Below are 16,185 nucleotides of genomic sequence, written 5' to 3'. Positions count from 1 at the left end.
GCACAGGGAACCAACACAAATCAAAGGAAAGGAAAGAAGCCGCTCCTGAACAGAGCGTGCTTCTTTTCCTGCATGCCCTAAAGTTACTACATTAATAATTTTAGAAAATACAAAAAATGTATTTACTTAACAACTCATGTAAAATAATATAAATGTGAAATTAAATTTTAAATTTAAACGGAGGTGCGTGAATGGGAACAAAACAGATGCTGATCAGCCTGACCTTGTGTGTCGGATTGATCATGGGTATGACCGCAGCAGACCGCTCGTCAATCGCATTAGCTGCTGAAACCCCGAAGCAGGAGGCCGTCAGAAAGATGGGCGAGCTGAACGCGTTGATCACACAGGCGAAAGGAAGTGGAATTGACACCACCCGGGAAGAAAGTGCGGTATGGATGGCAAGTGAGTTTATTAAATACGCAGACTGGGACGCTGCCAACGTTGCCAAGAACAAGGCACAGTTCGAACGAGTAAAAATGTTCCAGAATAACGCGCAGCAGCTTGCGAATGACCTGCCCAATTTTGAGCGCAGAGAAGTCATTCAAATGCTGGATACGGCCAAATCCGAACTGACACAGGTAATCAACGGAGCTGTGACGCGCCGGGCAGTACCGAAGGTGAACTGGTCGAACATTACGGTGCAGAACGATCAATTCATGTCAAACGGAAAGCCGGTGTTCCTGTACGATTACTTCTCTAAGCCGCTGAATATTACAACTTCCGATCCGACACTGTATAACGAATACTTGGGCAAGCTGGATCATCCGAAGGCCATTAGCCCGATCTTCGCCCTGGACGAGGCCGGGACAATCGATCAGACCAAGCTGGCTGATCTAAAGAATCGCCCGACCAATACAGCCGGATACCTCATGCTGTGGCATGATCCGCTGCCGCAATGGGCAGCATCCAAGTATGGGCCAGAAATATTGAAGGGACAGAGCTTCTTCACCAAATATGACATTGACCACCCTCAGGTACGGGAAATCTGGAAGGATGTCTTCAAGGGAACGATCCCGACGACGGCCGGCAAAAATTACACCAAGCTCGGTTACATTCTCGCCAATGAGCCGCACTGGTTTACGGCTAAAGGGCATTGGGCCGCCGTTTCAAACGTCTCTACGTACACGATGAGCAAATTCAGAACATGGCTTGAGGCCAAGCACGGCACCATTGCAAAGCTGAATGGGCTGTGGGAGACGAGCTACACCAGCTTCAACCAGGTGAATCTTTCCATTCCACTGGATGCGTCCTACGAGAACACTCCAATCCGGTATGACTGGTCACGCTTCAATATGGACCGGGGAACAGAATGGCTGACCTTCCTGCATGATGAGATCAAGAAATATGATCCAGCGGCCCGGACACAGCTGAAGATTATGCCGGACCTCTTCGTCGAGGGCCCTCGTGATCACGGGATCGACTTTGAGGCGCTGACAGAGATGACAGAGATCATCGGCGACGATGCGAAGATCCGCAAGCGTAACATGAACAGCACGGGTCCGGAGAGCTGGGAGTCCAAGTACGCCTACTACTGGGAGGAGATGGCGATGTCGTATGACTTTATGGATTCCGTCAGCCCGAACAAGCCACACTTTAACTCCGAGGTGCATCTGCTTTCGACTACACAATACCGAGATCTGTACATGAAGCCCGAGTATGTTCGCTCCACATACTGGCAAACCACGCTTCACGGCTTGAACGGAGGTCTGACATGGTTATGGGGTCGTAACGCCGACGGCTCGATTGAAGAGCGGTTGCAAAATGCGACAGGCGGCCTTGGTGAGTCGTATGCTGCCTCTGTGGCACAGCAGCCGAGAGTGGCGCAGGAACTCACCAAGACGATGATGGACATGAACGCCTTCTCGAATGAGATCGTCAAATTCCAGCGGGAGCGCAAGCCGGTTCGCCTGTTCTACTCCGAAGCAGCGGCAATCAATGATTATAATTATATGGAGGATCAATTCGATCTGTATGAGTCTATGTACTTTAGCGGGGTACCGCTCGGCTTTGCAACGAAGAACATTATTTTCAAGCAGCCGAACACGGATTGGGATGTCATCGTAGTCCGCAAGACCGAAGAAGTAACCGAAGCGGAATTTAACGCGCTGCAAATTTATCTGGACAACGGGGGAACAGTAATCATTGATGATGTCAGCCTCAAGTTCAATGAATACAAGCGGCCTCGCGCAAAGACCCTGACCGCAGGATCTGGCAAGCTGATCAAGATGACAAACAATGCGGTGTCCGGCATCGTATCCAAGGTAATGATAGAGCTGTCGGCCAAAGGTCAGCTGCCACCGGTTGTCCTGACGGAGAATAATGGCCTGCCATCCAAGGGAGCCTTCTGGCGGGTCGTGCCAAATGGCGCGAACACCTACCTGATGACGATCGTTAACATAGGGAAGAACACATCCAATATCAGTCTGAAAATGGCGAACAACAAAAATGTCACCGTCAAAAACCTGATGACCGGCAAGAGCTCGCCTGCGAGCTTCAGCCTGGGCTCGGAGCAGGTGCTGCTACTGGAGGTTAAGCCGGTGCCATAAAGCACACATGCTAGTCAATTTAAGATAACAACAAGGGACGATCTACCGAAGCTTGCTCGGCGGATCGTCCCTTTCTCTTGTTACCGATACAGCTGCTGCTGGTAATCGCGCGGCGACAATCCGGTGACCTGCTTGAACACCCGGCTGAAATAATAGGGGTTCGGAAACTGCAGCTGCTCGCTGATCTGGGATATGTTTAGCGCTTCAGCGTGCATCAGCTCAATTGCGCGCTGGATTTTCAGCTTGCGGTAGTATTCATTGATCGTGCTTCCGGTATCGGCTTTGAACACCCGCCCTAAATAGGTGTAGTTCATGCTTAGACTGTTGGCAATCCTCCGGCTGTCAAAGGGCTGCTCAATCTGATGCTTCAGGCAGGCCATGATTTTGGAGGAGAGCGCGGAGGCACGGTGCTCGTCCCTTCGCCGCAGATCCTGCTGCAGTAGCTCATACAGCGCCTGATAGAGCAAGCCGTTCATGCGCTCGGTACTGAATGGGGCAGCAGAACGGTACAGCCTCAGCATGGTGTTCAGGATATCGATAAACGACTCCGGTGAGGATAAGGTGAGCTGCTTGGGTAGAAAGAGCGGCTCTTGCTCCGCCCGGGGCTGGAACGGTACGAAGGAGACCCAGTACCATGTCGAGCCGGGCGCGACGGGGGCTTTTCCCCAGTGACGGCACTGATTTTTGAGAAAAAAAGCTTGTCCGCTGCCGATCGTATAGTCGGTATCCTCCTCGCACACGGAAACGGCTCCGTCCACGACATACAGCAGGGTATCCATATGCAAGATCCGGTCAACGTGAATCCAGGGCTGCGCCGGCTTGAACACCCCCATCGTAATTAAAGCAGGCAGTTCGCTGCGGTTTATCATGACACGCTGCTCCATTTGCACGGTTCCCCCTTCAGCCTTTCGTTTAGAAACATTGTATATAAGTTGAAATAAGATATCAATTTTGCATTCCCATGTATTTTTAAAGCTCTGACGCTGCACTATCATATGGATATATGGTAAATGCGAAGGAGGAAGTCTGATGGAATTTACACCCATCAAGGTGGAGCGGGACCTGACGATTGTTGGGGGCGGAATGCCGGGCATCTGTGCTGCAATTCAGGCTGCAAGGCTCGGCATGAAGGTGTCATTAATCAACAACCGGGGGTATTTGGGCGGTAATGCGAGCCCGGAGAACCGGATCAATGTAGTCGGTGCCGATGGTGCTCAGGAGTTTAACTTCTATGCACGGGAGTCAGGCATTATGGAAGAGCTGCGCCTCGAGAACCTGTACCGGAATCCGCAGGGCAATGCGTATTTGTGGGAATCGATTCTGCTGGATTTTGTCCTGGGAGAGCCCAATGTATCTCTATTTCTGAATACGAATATTGATAAAGTCGAAACGGATGGAAACGGTAACATCCTGTATGTGTCAGGATCGCAGCTGGGGGCGGAGAAGCGCTTTGACTTTTACAGCCCGCTGTTTCTCGATGATACCGGGGATGGAACGATCGGCTATCTTGCCGGTGCGGAGTATCGCACGGGAAGGGAAGCGAAGTCGGAATTCAATGAGCGGATCGCCCCGGATGAAGCGGACGAGAATATGCTGCTGAGCACCCTGTCCTGGTATTCAAAGGACACCGGACGCCCTGCGCGGTTCGTCATGCCGGAATTCGCCAAAAGCCTGAAGGTAGAGGAAGCGCTCCAGTATCGGCAGATTCCAGATCGCATTCCGGGCAATTCGCGTTATGAGGCATACCGAATGCAGTGGTTTTATGAGATTGGCCACGGGAAGGATCCGATCAGCCAGAACGAGGAAATTATGCAAAGCCACAGAGAGCTCGTATACGGAATCTGGAATCATATCAAGAACAGCAGAAATTACGATGCTTCCCAATATGATCTTGAGTATGTGAGCGGCGTTCCGGGGAAGAGAGAATCGAGAAGGCTGATGGGGGATTATATCCTGACCGAAGGAGATGTCGTTGAGCAGAAGGATTTCGAGGACACGATCGGCTATGGCGGCTGGTCGATTGACCTGCATGCGGTCGAAGGTTTTTTCTCGAAGGATATGACGACCCGCCACTTCGTGTTGCGGGGAGTGTATTCCATTCCGTACCGCAGCTGCTACTCCAAAAATGTAAACAATCTGTTTGTGGCCAGCCGCTGCATGTCCACCACTCACGTGGCCTTCGGTTCTACCCGCGTTATGGCTACGCTTGCAATGCTGGGGCAATCCTGTGCCGCCGCTGCCCACTTGTGCAGGAAATACAATGTGCAGCCAAGAACCATTTACGAGCAGCATATGGAGGAACTGCAGCAGCTTCTGATGGCGAATGACCAATACATCATCGGGCAGCGCAGCCATGATCCGCTGGATTTGTGCCGTCACGCCGATATTCAGGTCAGTTCGGTGCAGCCTTCCTTCCTTGAAAGTGCGGATTTCAGCCTGCCGCTGGATGGGCGGTATGCTTTCATTGTGCCTGTGAAAGAGCCAATTCAACAGGTGGCGCTGCGCTTTAGCAGCCAGAGCGAAAGCCGTCTCCGGTATACCGTCTACACGCCGGTGAAGCTGCAGAACTATTCACCGCAGCACAAGTTGTATGAGGGCGAGATTACCGTACCGGCCTCGTCAGAGCTTCGTTGGGTGAACCTGCCGCTGAACGGCAAGAGCGAGAGCGGCAAGCTGTTCATTGAATTTGAGCCGAATGAGTCGATTCAGTTGGGCATGTGCGATGACGAACTAAACGGCGTATTTTTCCTGAAAAAGCATGCCATGAACCGTCGCACGACCTTCTGCGATATAGATACCCTGGAGGTGAAGAAAGAAATGTGGCGAGCGGAGAAGGGGCTTCCTTGCTACCGTACAGGCACGGACCAGGACATTTATAACGGGGGCAACCTGAACAACGGACTGTCGAGAAACCACGGCCTGCCTAACATGTGGCTGTCTGCACTGACCAAAGGGGATGAGTCCATTACCGTGGCTTTTCAGGAAGCTCGGAACGTCAGCCGGATCCAGCTCGTCTTTGACTCCAATCTGAACTATCACTATGACAACCTTGAGATCTATCAGGATTTCACGGTATTCCAGACCCTGGTGAAGGACTATACCGTCTACTGCAAACAGAATGGGGATTACCACGAGCTGATCTCGGTGACAGACAATTACCAGCGCGTCAACAAGCTGTGCTTTGATCCGGTCTGGACGGATGAGCTGAAGGTCGTCTTCCACCGGACCAATGGCGCGAAGAGGATAGGTGTGTACGAGATTCGGGCATACGAGTAGGGCTGTCGCAAGTCTGCGCGCGGCGCAAAGGACGAGACTGTAGAAGCCAAAGTAAAAAGGAGGCATGAATGGGATGGCCAAGAAGCCGCATGTGTTTTTTATAATGACCGATGAGTTGCGGGCGGACACGCTGGGATATATGGGCCATAGCACAGTGCAGACGCCCCATCTGGATGCGTTTGCGAAGGACTGTGCTGTATTTACGAATGCGTATACGAACTGCCCAATGTGCGCCCCGGCGCGCGTAAGCCTGGCTACCGGACGCTACGGCCTCAGCCACGGCGTGCTGGATAACGCCTTCGCCCCGGTGGAGGATGAAATGTCACTCTACAGCACGATGAGCCATCAAGGGTATCATACGATCAACTACGGAAAAATCCACTATAATACGCCGGGCTCCTTCGGCTTTGAGGAGCACTATCCCCGCGGGCAGTTTGCCGGCGGAGAGGTCGGCGTGTTCGGCGTCACGGACCGCGAGCTGTTGAAGAAGAGTGTATATAAGAAAAATGAAGGCGAGGTTTCGCTCGTCATTCACGGAGTGAACCCGCAGAAGCCCGAGGAAACGGCTGATTCGCTGCTGACACAGGCTTATATCAAGCGGCTGAATGACCTGAAGGACAGTGAGCGGCCCTTGTTCCACCGGCTGTCGATCATTGACCCGCATACGCCGTATTTTCCAGTGGAGCCCTATGCGTCGATGTATGACTACCGGGAAATGCCCCTGCCGGATACCTGGAGGGAGGACCTCTCCACCAAGCCGTTGCTGCATCGCTATTACTACCGGGCGCGCGGGTTTAACCGCTTGACGGAGGAGGATTACCGCAAGAGCATGGCCAGCTATTACGGTCTGGTCACGCATGTGGATGACCGTGTTGGCCAGGTTCTGGCGAAGCTGAAGGAGCTTGGCCTGTACGATGAGTCCATTATCGTATTTACATCGGATCACGGCTCGATGATGGGAGAGCATGGCTTTATCGAGAAATGGGGGATTATGTACGAAGAGGTGTCCCGGATTCCGCTCCTGATCAAGTTTCCTAAGAACATGCTCCAGGGAACCTATGAGGCCTTCGCAGAAATTGTAGACATCATGCCGACCCTTCTGGATGCCGCCGGCATCGACATCCCGGACTGCGTGCAGGGACAATCACTCCTGCCGATGCTCAACAAAGAGCCGGGAGCTGCCAAGAACGAAGTGTTCGGGCATATCTTCACGGGCGGCCTGCAGCGCGAGCCGGCGCTAATGATCCGCAAGGGGCCATGGAAGCTCACCTGGTATCCAGGACAGGAGGAGCTTCACGATCGGCTTATGAATGACCACTGCTTGAAGTTCACGCATATGTTCCTTGAGGACGTCGTGGAGGGCGAGCTGTATCAGCTGGAGCAGGACCCCGGAGAATCACATAACCTGTTCCATACTCCGGACTATGCCGACATCAAGGAGGAGCTGCTTCAGCGGCTTACAGAGTGGCGGGACGGACTGGGGCCGTTAGCCGACCTTGAAGATATGCAGCAAGCTCGAAATACTGTGAACAACTACCATTTGATGCAGGGGGACAATTTGGCCAGAATGCAGACCTTGATGAGAGCGGGTGGAACCGTCAAGCAACTGGTACGGCAGGGTATTAAGAAGTAATGATAGTACTACTCTCGCGAGAAGGTAAAAATAGTACTACTATTGTTAGGGTATGTGCATGGCAAAAGGCTCTGCCCAGCAGATATGATGGGAATAAGACCTCGGATGCCGATATCGGGCATCCGAAACTTTGAAACATCATATTTTGTACTCAGGAGGTTATTTAAATGAAGGATCTGAAGAAGGTCTGGGAAAATCTTGACGTGCTTCATATCAATCGGGAAGCCCCGAGAGCTTACTATATACCGTATGCTAATACAGAATCGGCGAGGAAGGGGAAGCGAGGGAAATCCCCTTATTACCAAACACTCAACGGACAATGGAAGTTCCGCTACCACCGCAGCGTGCAAGAGGTGCGGGAGGCTTTTTACGAGGAGGCTTATGATTACTCCGGCTGGGATGACCTGCTTGTGCCTTCCTGCTGGCAGTCAAACGGCTATGACCAGATGCAGTATTGCAATGTGAATTATCCGATTCCGTGCGATCCGCCCTTCGTTCCGGACGAGAATCCGGCGGGCTTGTATATCCGGGAGTTCAACGTTTGCACCGATTGGAAGGACCAGGCCACACACATCGTCTTTGAAGGCGTGAATTCCTGTTTCTATTTGTGGGTTAACGGTACTTTTGTCGGCTATAGCCAGGGCAGCCGCATTCCGGCAGAATTTGATCTGACCTCCTATGTGCGCAGCGGAAGAAACCGCATGGCTGTTATGGTGCTCAAATGGTGCGACGGCACCTATCTGGAGGATCAGGATGCGTGGCGCTACTCCGGCATTTTCAGAGATGTATATCTTCTCGCCCGCAGCAATGAGCGGATCCGCGACGTGTTCTATCAAGCTGATTTATCTACGGATTACAAGTCGGCCTTGTTGCGCTGTGATATCGAGAGCCAGGGCAGCGTAGAGGTGCAGATTCAGCTGCTGGATGCCGAGGGGCGCGTGATCGGCGCAAGCACTGCCCGGGTGAAAGGCAAGGAAACGCTTCGGTTGGACATTGCAAGCCCTATGCTGTGGAGTGCAGAAAATCCGTATTTGTATTCGCTGCTTGTGAGTGGTGCTGGCGAAGTGCTGCATTTCCATGTCGGGCTCCGTAAGGTAGAGGTGCTGGACGGGGTCTTCCGCATCAACGGCCAGGACATCAAGCTGAAGGGTGTTAACCGCCATGATTCCCATCCAGAGTTGGGACAGACGATTCCGCTGAAGCATATGATTCAGGATTTGAAGCTTATGAAGCAGCATAACATCAACACGATCCGTACCTCCCATTACCCGAACGACCCGAGATTCCTGGATTTGTGCGACCAGTATGGCTTCTATGTAATTGATGAAGCCGATCTGGAGGCGCACGGGGTGTTGCATGCTGGGGATTATCACATGCTCACCAAGAATCCGGAGTGGGAAGCGGCGTTTCTGGACCGTGCTGTCCGTATGGTCGAACGGGACAAGAACCATCCGTCTGTCGTGATCTGGTCCATGGGGAATGAATCCGGCTATGGCGTAAATCATATTGCGATGGCACGTTGGACCCGAGAACGCGATACGACCCGGCTTGTGCATTATGAAGGGGCGGCGCTGAAATATAACGGCCATCCCGATACCAGCTGCCTTGATATGAATAGCAGAATGTACGCCACCGTGCAGGAGATGGTCGCCTACGGCAGCGATGAGAGCCAGACCAAGCCTCTCCTGCTATGCGAGTATAGCCATGCCATGGGCAACAGTTGCGGAGACCTGAAGGATTACTGGCACGTTATCTATGCGTATCCGAAGCTGATGGGCGGCTGCGTTTGGGAATGGTGCGACCACGGCATCAAAACTCAATCCCTAGACGGGCAGATGTTCTTTGGCTATGGCGGTGATTTCGGAGATGTGCAGAACGACGGTAATTTCTGCATTGACGGGCTGGTCAGCCCGGACCGGATTCCCCATACCAACCTGCTGGAGCTGAAGAAAGTTATGGCGCCGGTGCTGTTGGAGGCTGAAGCTGCCGCCGAAGGCAAGGTTCGCGTGACGAACCGCTATGATTTCATCGACCTCTCGGATGTCGTGATAAGCTGGCGGGTCGAGCGTGATGGTGAAACTGTGGAGCAGGGCGAGCTGCCGTCGTTGCAGACGCCTCCTCACGGAACGGAGCTCGTTACCATTCCTTATTCGCTTCCGAATGCGGCGGGACGTTGGTTCCTCAGCCTGTTCGTGACGCAGCGTACAGACAAGCTTTGGGCAGCTTCAGGTCATGAGCTGACCAATGAGCAGTTCGAGCTGCCGGTGCCTGCTTCAGTGCCTGCACCGGCTGCGGAGCTGCGGGTATGGCCGGACATCGCCGTGGAGCAGAAGGACGATGAGGTGATCGTGGAAGGCTTTGATTTCCTTCATGTATTCGATCTCCACGCCGGAGCGTTTACCAAGGTGACCAAGCATGGCGTGCCGCTCATTCAAGGCAAGCCGCAGTTCAGTATTTGGCGTGCGCCGGCGGACAATGACCGCAAGATCAAGGTGCTTTGGAGCAAGGAAGGCTATGAGCGCGCCATGACCAAGGTCTACCGCGCAGAGGTCACCCATGTGTCGGCGAAGCGGGTTCAGATTGAAGTGGACTTCGCACTGACCTGCAACATCAAGCAGCCGCTACTCAAGGGCAAGGCCGTGTGGGAGGTTGACGGTGCCGGAGTCATTACAATGAAGACTTCGGTTCAGGTGCGGGAGGATCTGCCATACCTGCCTCGCTTCGGACTGCAACTCGTCATGCCGGCAGGAAATGAGCAGGTGGAATATTTCGGCTACGGACCTCATGAAAGCTATATTGACAAGCGCCAAAGCGTCAGAAAGGGCAAATATGAGCTGACCGTCGACGATATGCACCATTCGTATGTAGTGCCGCAGGAGAACGGCTCGCGTTACGGTACGGAGTGGGCCTCCGTCAGCAATGCACTCGGCATGGGTCTCCTGTTCACCAGCCCGGGCTCGGAGTTCTCGTTCCAGGCGCTCCATTACACGCCGGAGGATATGACCCAGGCGAAGCATACGCATTCCCTGCGTAGGCGCAAGGAGACGATCGTGCATCTGGATTACAAGATGAACGGGATCGGCTCCAGCTCCTGCGGAACCGATCTACTGGAGCAGTACCAGTTGAGCGATAAGGAGATGGCCTTTGAGCTGCGAATCGCACCGATCCTGACAGAAGACGAATAGCAGCCCTTCAACTTAGCCGTCCTGACGGAGGATATGGGACTGGCAACGGCATCGTTCCCTCTATGGTTGATTACGGTACATAGGGTCTTCCTCAGATCATGTCGAGATGTCAGTCCAACTTGTCGACCCAGATAAGTTGGACACTGATGTAGCAGAAGCATTCTTTCGAGGATCTTGACACTGTTCTATGGGCCCGGGAGGGGATTGAAGCGTTGGCTGTCAGAGGGATCGTAAACGGAGTCGGCAATCATGATTGGTTTCGAAGACGGACGCTTCGGGCCACACAAGTCTGCTACAAGAGCTGAAGCAGCTATGCTTATCTATCGATTGTTTCAGCTAAATACGACAAATAACTAACGACACACAAAGGCCGATGAAGCACAGCAAAGTGCTTCATCGGTCATTCTGTGTTCTAGGCTATTATGAATCTCGAAAGCCAGGTTTACCGGAGATAAATGCGACAAGTCGCAAGCGCAGTTGCTCGCAGATTGCTTGTATTATTGCGACTTAAAAGTTAATAATCCATGATTTGTTCCGCCGTCAATGGTTTGTTTGTTTTCGTTCTGCCATCTTCTCTGTAAAGTACGCCTCCATTCGTAGCTAAGGAATGAGTGAATCCAATAGACTGAATGTTGGCAGTAGTGAAATCCATCGTATAATTTCCGCGTTCAATACTGAACTCGGTATCCGACCGGTATTCCTGCGAAATCATAAGCACGGGTACGACTGGAGTCGTTAGACGTTTGGAGCCTTCAATGTTTGGAGCGTAATCCGAATAATTTCCTGCTCCGTCTCGCTTACTATATTCGATATACAGAAGATCACTAATAGCGAACCAGGCTAGCTTATCTGTTCCTTGTTGTGTTAGTGAAATTTCCCCCTTGAGCTTTACATTTTCAAAACGCCCGCGCTGCCTGTGAACATTATAGGTGTCACCTCCATAAGAAACCGTGACATTGTCATCTGCTTTAAACTTAGCTACATCTGCATGTATGGCGAATGCGCTGTTGACTGCTGAAATATTCGCTAAGGTAATATTGTGGTTAAGTTTAGCATGGGGCTTCAAATAGACCGTTGCAAAACCGTTTGTGTTGCTGATATTTACCAGTGCGATATTGTGTAAGGCTCCCAGATCTGGTCCGGACATGCTTATATAATCCGTATTCTTTCCGCTGCCCGGTTCTAAACGGACAGTTACTCCATTATCTCCGTCAATATTACGCATAAGGACGTTGTTTCCACCAAACATTTGTACTGTGGCATATCCGCCGTGAATCTTGGTAGCCCCTACATTTTGAATCACGCCGTAGGTAGGAACGAGTCCGAAAATGGGATTATAGGTTTGTTGGCCATCTACCAATATAGTCCCAGGGCTACCGTCTTGATAGGGTGCTAATACGATAAAGGGCTGTCCCTCGTAATTTCCTGAAATATTAATTCCGGAAACAGCAAAGTTCTTCACATTTGATAATCGAACAGGGCGCTTATCGCCGCCAACATTGCCATTTGTATTAATTTTAAAGCGGCCTGGGCCAATCGATGCTATTTCTACATTCTCGATTCTTGGTGATGTCACAGTTGCCGGGCGAATATCAAACAAGATGTTGCTGTTCATGTTGAAGATGGCATTGCGATCAACCTCCACGCGAGTATTGGATTGGTTGATTTTCATGACGCCTAAATTGTATGTGCCGGCCGCGAATTGAATGATGCCACCGGCGTCAAGCTTTGTTTGAATTGAACTTAACGTATCGCTTGGTGTTACGAGTACCTTTGTTGTTGATGTTATTTTATTTTCAAAGTAAGTCTTACCCGCGTACACGGCCTTGCCAAGTCCTTGATAAGTTACGGGATAGGCTGCTTTAGCAGACTGTGGAACTTGAAGAGCCATAATTGCTAATGCAGCAATTATGGTCAAGCATACTTGTTTGAACAACATTTTGTTTAGCATCTTCAATTACCTCCTGAATAAAAAATTTAAATGCCGAATGAATTGAATTCGTATTTTGACATGTAAGGGGGGCGACTCAACTCTCCTTTCTCGATAAATGAAAGCGATTACAGTCTAGCGTCTTCACGAGCTACGCTGTAATAAATTGTAACTCTCATTTTAAATATAGTCAACCTATTTATATATAGTCCAAATAAGAGGAGTACATGCTTAAGTTGAATATGTCTATATATAATTTTGTTATTGATATATAAAATTTTAACTTGACACATGAAAGTGCTTTCAATATTATCTAAATATAAATAGTGATTTTAAGTATAGTATATTGAGCTTGATCAAAAACAAAGCTATCATGGCATGACTACGGGGAGTGGATGAATCTGAGGTGGAAGAGAAGCATCAGAAAAAATTTGGTAGGCTATTCGTTTATAATACCTGCCGTCATTGGGTTCCTAATGTTTATGGCTTATCCCTTGTTCAATTCCTTGTACCTAAGTTTTATGGATTGGAACATGTTCAAAGGAGCCGCAGGATCGACGTTCATCGGACTAGATAACTATAAAGAGGTATTTCAAAATGAATACTTCCGATCTGGCCTGCTGCATAATCTGCTGCTAATGATAATGGGGGTCCCGCTTTTAATTGTGTTAGCTCTTGTTATCGCCAACCTGTTAAACGCCAAAATTTTCGGACGCGGACTGTTGAGGGCTATGTATTTTGTGCCATATATAACGACAATTACGGCTTCGGCATTGGTATTCTCGGCACTATTCCATCCGGAGTTTGGTCCTATCAATTCTTTCTTGCGCTCGTTAGGCATTGAATCCACACCGGGCTGGGCAACAAGCGTGAAGTGGGCGTTGCCTACAATCGCATTATTCTGGGTGTGGAAGAACGTTGGATATTGCACCGTTATTTATCTAGCGAGCTTGCAAGGAATATCCAAAAGTTATTATGAAGCAGCTTCGATAGACGGGGCCAACAAACTGCAACAGTTCTTTCATATAACTGTACCAATCAGCTCGCCTACGACATTCTTTCTCATCATTACGTCGGTTATTTCTTCCTTTCAAGTATTCGCTGAAGTACAGGTAATGACGCAAGGCGGGCCAGGCACGGCTTCTATGACAATCGTCTACCATATCTATGATACGGCGTTCAAGCAATATCATATGGGTTACGCTTCAGCCGTATCGTGGGTATTCTTCGTGCTGGTAGTGATCATCACGTTAATTCAATGGATCGGTCAGAAGAAATGGGTCAAATATGTATAAGGGGGCAGCGAAGTCATGATTAAGAGTAGACTTGGCGGCAGAACGCTGCTTACCGCATTGTTAGCCGTTGTTGGTATTGTTATGGTGTTTCCGATTGCTTGGATGTTATCGGCGTCATTTAAATATGAGAGTGACGTATTCAAGATGCCGATTGAATGGATTCCCAAAAAGTTTAATCCTAGTAATTATGCAATGGCTGTTACCGACTTCCCGTTTGCGACCTGGTATGCCAATACGGCGTTAGTGACGATATATATCGTTGTGTTGGTTCTGACAGTAAGCACGATTGCTGGCTATGCCTTTGCGAAACTCGATTTTAAAGGTAGAGATGCGATATTTCTCATCTTCATCGCAACGATGATGATTCCGGTAGAAGTGCGTATCATTCCCCAGTTTATGATTTTCAAGTCTATGGGATTAATCGACAATGTGCTTAGCGTTGCTCTTCCTTGGATGTTCAATGCCTTCTCGATTTTTCTGATGAGGCAATTCTTTACTTCAATTCCGAATGATCTCATAGAGGCGGCGAGAATTGACGGGTGCAATGAATATACGACTTTCTTTCGAATCGTGCTTCCGCTAGCCAAATCGCAAATTTCAGCCTTGTTTATCCTTGCATTCACTTGGGGCTGGAATGAGTACTTCAGCGCTTTAATTTATATCAACGATACGAATAAGCAAGTATTAAGCGTAGGAATTGCCAGTTTCAAGGGTGAATATTCGGGCAACTTTGCCGTCCAAATGGCTGGAGCAACATTAGCATTAATTCCGATTATCGTGGTTTATCTGTTTGCTCAGAAACGATTTATTGAAGGGGTTGCCATGTCCGGGGTCAAAGGGTAATTGCAACAGATCGAAATTAAGCAGTTTTTGTACTGCTTGATCAATAAATATTAAAGGGGAAATTTAGATGAAAAGAACAGTTAGTTTACTTCTTGTAGCGGTTCTGGCATTCGTAGTGCTTAGTGCATGCAGCAACTCTACGGAAAACAGCAACTCAACGGCAACTAACCAAAGTGTTAGTACGCCGGAGAGTGTTGCTAAAAAAGATCCAATTAAAATGATTATTCATCTTAACGGTATTGATGAGGACATTAAGATGAAAAAAGCTATGGAAGAAATTCAAACCCTGGATAAGTACAGTCATGTTGCCTTCGAATTTCACGGAAGAGAAGCAGACTTTCTGACTTCGGTTCCGATCTCAATCGCTGGCGGTAAGCAAGTGGATATCATTATTGTTGCTAATCCGATTATTCAACAACAGTGGGCCGACGCAGGTACGATTGTTCCTCTTGACGATCTTATCAAAGAGACAGGAGTTGATTTCAATCAAGAGTTTGGTCCTTATGTAGAGAATGCAAGCAACAACGGCCAAATCTTCATGGTTCCGCACAACATCACAAGGTGGGCGCTTTATTATAATAAATCCATCTTCGATAAAACCGGTGTACCTTATCCCGATGACAAAATTCCGATGACCTGGGATCAGTATCGCGATGTAGCCAAGAAGCTGACAAGTGGTTCTGGTGCTGACAAGACTTATGGCGCATTCTATCTGCCATGGGGCACGTTCTGGTATGGAGATGCCATTATGGAATTAGGCGGAGGAGAGAACTTCTACAACGACCAAGGGTTGTCCAATATCGAAAATCCGGCATTCGCCCGTTCGATGGAACGCTTGTTCAATATGATGCATATCGATGAAAGCACGCCAACGCATGCGAATACAATCACTTCAAAAACAGGCGCAACGTCCTTTATGAACGGCCAATATGGCATGGATATTCAAGGCGGTTGGGTATTGCCTTGGGCTGCGGACAAAGAAAAGTTCCCTAGAGATTGGAAGATTGGCGTTGCCCCAATGCCGGTAGATAGCGGTGATAAGATGAAAACTTGGGGAATTGTAAATGGTCTTGCTATATCGCCGACTTCGGCAGACCCAAAGCTTGCATTAGAAATCGGTCTTGATCTGAGCAGACTGTCTGCCAAGTATGCCGATTCCTCTGAATCGGCGAATCGCACCGTGGAGCAGAATGAATTGTTTAAAGTGTTTGGCGAGTCTTTAGCAGGTGACGATATTAAGGTTGAGCAGCTTGAATATATTTTTACCAGCCCGGATGCGATATTTGTTGGAGAGAAAATCATGGGCGCTAACAACGTCAATTATGAGAAGATCATTACCGAAGAAGTTGAAAAGTATTTGGTTAAACAGAATGATCTAAAAACAACGATCGCCAACATTAAAGAACGCGGAGATAAAATCATCCAGGCGAAGTAACGATCCGTAAGTAGACATAAGAAGAAGCCACCCCCTATCCAG

General features: G+C 49.6%; 10 protein-coding genes. 8 read left to right on the top strand and 2 right to left on the bottom strand.

From position 1 onward, the window contains the following. Positions 1-191 precede the first annotated feature (191 nt). On the top strand, positions 192-2,546 hold the full coding sequence (locus tag B1748_RS16370) for a beta-galactosidase (RefSeq protein ID WP_087569001.1): 2,355 nt from the start codon (positions 192-194) through the stop codon (positions 2,544-2,546). Positions 2,547-2,626: 80 nt separating this feature from the next. Here B1748_RS16370 and B1748_RS16365 read toward each other — a convergent pair whose 3' ends face one another. Next, positions 2,627-3,430: a helix-turn-helix domain-containing protein gene (locus B1748_RS16365; protein WP_087569000.1), complete on the bottom strand. Its 804-nt coding sequence runs from the start codon at positions 3,428-3,430 to the stop codon at positions 2,627-2,629. 145 nt (positions 3,431-3,575) lie between these two features. On the opposite strand from B1748_RS16365, the gene B1748_RS16360 reads away from it, so the two are divergent. From B1748_RS16360 to B1748_RS38050, 4 genes are all read left to right on the top strand, one after another. Further along, positions 3,576-5,822, top strand: a complete 2,247-nt coding sequence (locus B1748_RS16360) for an FAD-dependent oxidoreductase (RefSeq protein ID WP_087568999.1) — start codon at positions 3,576-3,578, stop codon at positions 5,820-5,822. Positions 5,823-5,895: 73 nt separating this feature from the next. Next, a complete protein-coding gene (locus tag B1748_RS16355) occupies positions 5,896-7,455 on the top strand; it encodes a sulfatase-like hydrolase/transferase (protein ID WP_087568998.1) in 1,560 nt (519 codons plus the stop codon). 167 nt (positions 7,456-7,622) lie between these two features. Next, entirely contained in the window at positions 7,623-10,640 is a 3,018-nt protein-coding gene (locus B1748_RS16350) for a glycoside hydrolase family 2 TIM barrel-domain containing protein (protein ID WP_087568997.1), read from the top strand. Between the two features lie 246 nt (positions 10,641-10,886). Then, a complete protein-coding gene (locus B1748_RS38050) occupies positions 10,887-10,997 on the top strand; it encodes an S-layer homology domain-containing protein (protein ID WP_371822916.1) in 111 nt (36 codons plus the stop codon). Between the two features lie 157 nt (positions 10,998-11,154). Here B1748_RS38050 and B1748_RS16340 read toward each other — a convergent pair whose 3' ends face one another. Then, the gene (locus B1748_RS16340) at positions 11,155-12,591 is read right to left on the bottom strand and encodes a hypothetical protein (RefSeq protein ID WP_087568995.1); all 1,437 of its coding nucleotides are present in this window, start codon (positions 12,589-12,591) and stop codon (positions 11,155-11,157) included. A gap of 374 nt (positions 12,592-12,965) precedes the next feature. On the opposite strand from B1748_RS16340, the gene B1748_RS16335 reads away from it, so the two are divergent. The 3 genes from B1748_RS16335 (at position 12,966) to B1748_RS16325 (ending at position 16,143) form a co-directional block, all read left to right on the top strand. Continuing rightward, positions 12,966-13,865, top strand: coding sequence for a carbohydrate ABC transporter permease (locus B1748_RS16335; RefSeq protein WP_087568994.1), 900 nt, complete (start codon positions 12,966-12,968; stop codon positions 13,863-13,865). Positions 13,866-13,880: 15 nt separating this feature from the next. Continuing rightward, complete coding sequence (locus B1748_RS16330; RefSeq protein ID WP_087568993.1) at positions 13,881-14,708, top strand: carbohydrate ABC transporter permease; 828 nt, start codon at positions 13,881-13,883, stop codon at positions 14,706-14,708. Positions 14,709-14,775: 67 nt separating this feature from the next. Further along, the gene (locus B1748_RS16325) at positions 14,776-16,143 is read left to right on the top strand and encodes an ABC transporter substrate-binding protein (RefSeq protein ID WP_087568992.1); all 1,368 of its coding nucleotides are present in this window, start codon (positions 14,776-14,778) and stop codon (positions 16,141-16,143) included. Positions 16,144-16,185: the final 42 nt, after the last annotated feature.

The organism is Paenibacillus sp. MY03, from assembly GCF_002165585.1.
Lineage (GTDB): Bacteria > Bacillota > Bacilli > Paenibacillales > Paenibacillaceae > Pristimantibacillus > Pristimantibacillus agaridevorans.
The sequence above is the reverse complement of the archived record's forward strand: the minus strand, read 5'-3'. Positions and strand labels throughout refer to the sequence as shown.

What these genes read in the sequence shown, in the direction of transcription:
- B1748_RS16370 (WP_087569001.1), top strand. Translation starts at nt 192, where the DNA reads ATGGGAACAAAACAGATGCTGATCAGCCTGACCTTGTGTGTCGGATTG.
- B1748_RS16365 (WP_087569000.1), bottom strand. Translation starts at nt 3,430, where the DNA reads ATGGAGCAGCGTGTCATGATAAACCGCAGCGAACTGCCTGCTTTAATT.
- B1748_RS16360 (WP_087568999.1), top strand. Translation starts at nt 3,576, where the DNA reads ATGGAATTTACACCCATCAAGGTGGAGCGGGACCTGACGATTGTTGGG.
- B1748_RS16355 (WP_087568998.1), top strand. Translation starts at nt 5,896, where the DNA reads ATGGCCAAGAAGCCGCATGTGTTTTTTATAATGACCGATGAGTTGCGG.
- B1748_RS16350 (WP_087568997.1), top strand. Translation starts at nt 7,623, where the DNA reads ATGAAGGATCTGAAGAAGGTCTGGGAAAATCTTGACGTGCTTCATATC.
- B1748_RS16340 (WP_087568995.1), bottom strand. Translation starts at nt 12,591, where the DNA reads ATGCTAAACAAAATGTTGTTCAAACAAGTATGCTTGACCATAATTGCT.
- B1748_RS16335 (WP_087568994.1), top strand. Translation starts at nt 12,966, where the DNA reads ATGAATCTGAGGTGGAAGAGAAGCATCAGAAAAAATTTGGTAGGCTAT.
- B1748_RS16330 (WP_087568993.1), top strand. Translation starts at nt 13,881, where the DNA reads ATGATTAAGAGTAGACTTGGCGGCAGAACGCTGCTTACCGCATTGTTA.
- B1748_RS16325 (WP_087568992.1), top strand. Translation starts at nt 14,776, where the DNA reads ATGAAAAGAACAGTTAGTTTACTTCTTGTAGCGGTTCTGGCATTCGTA.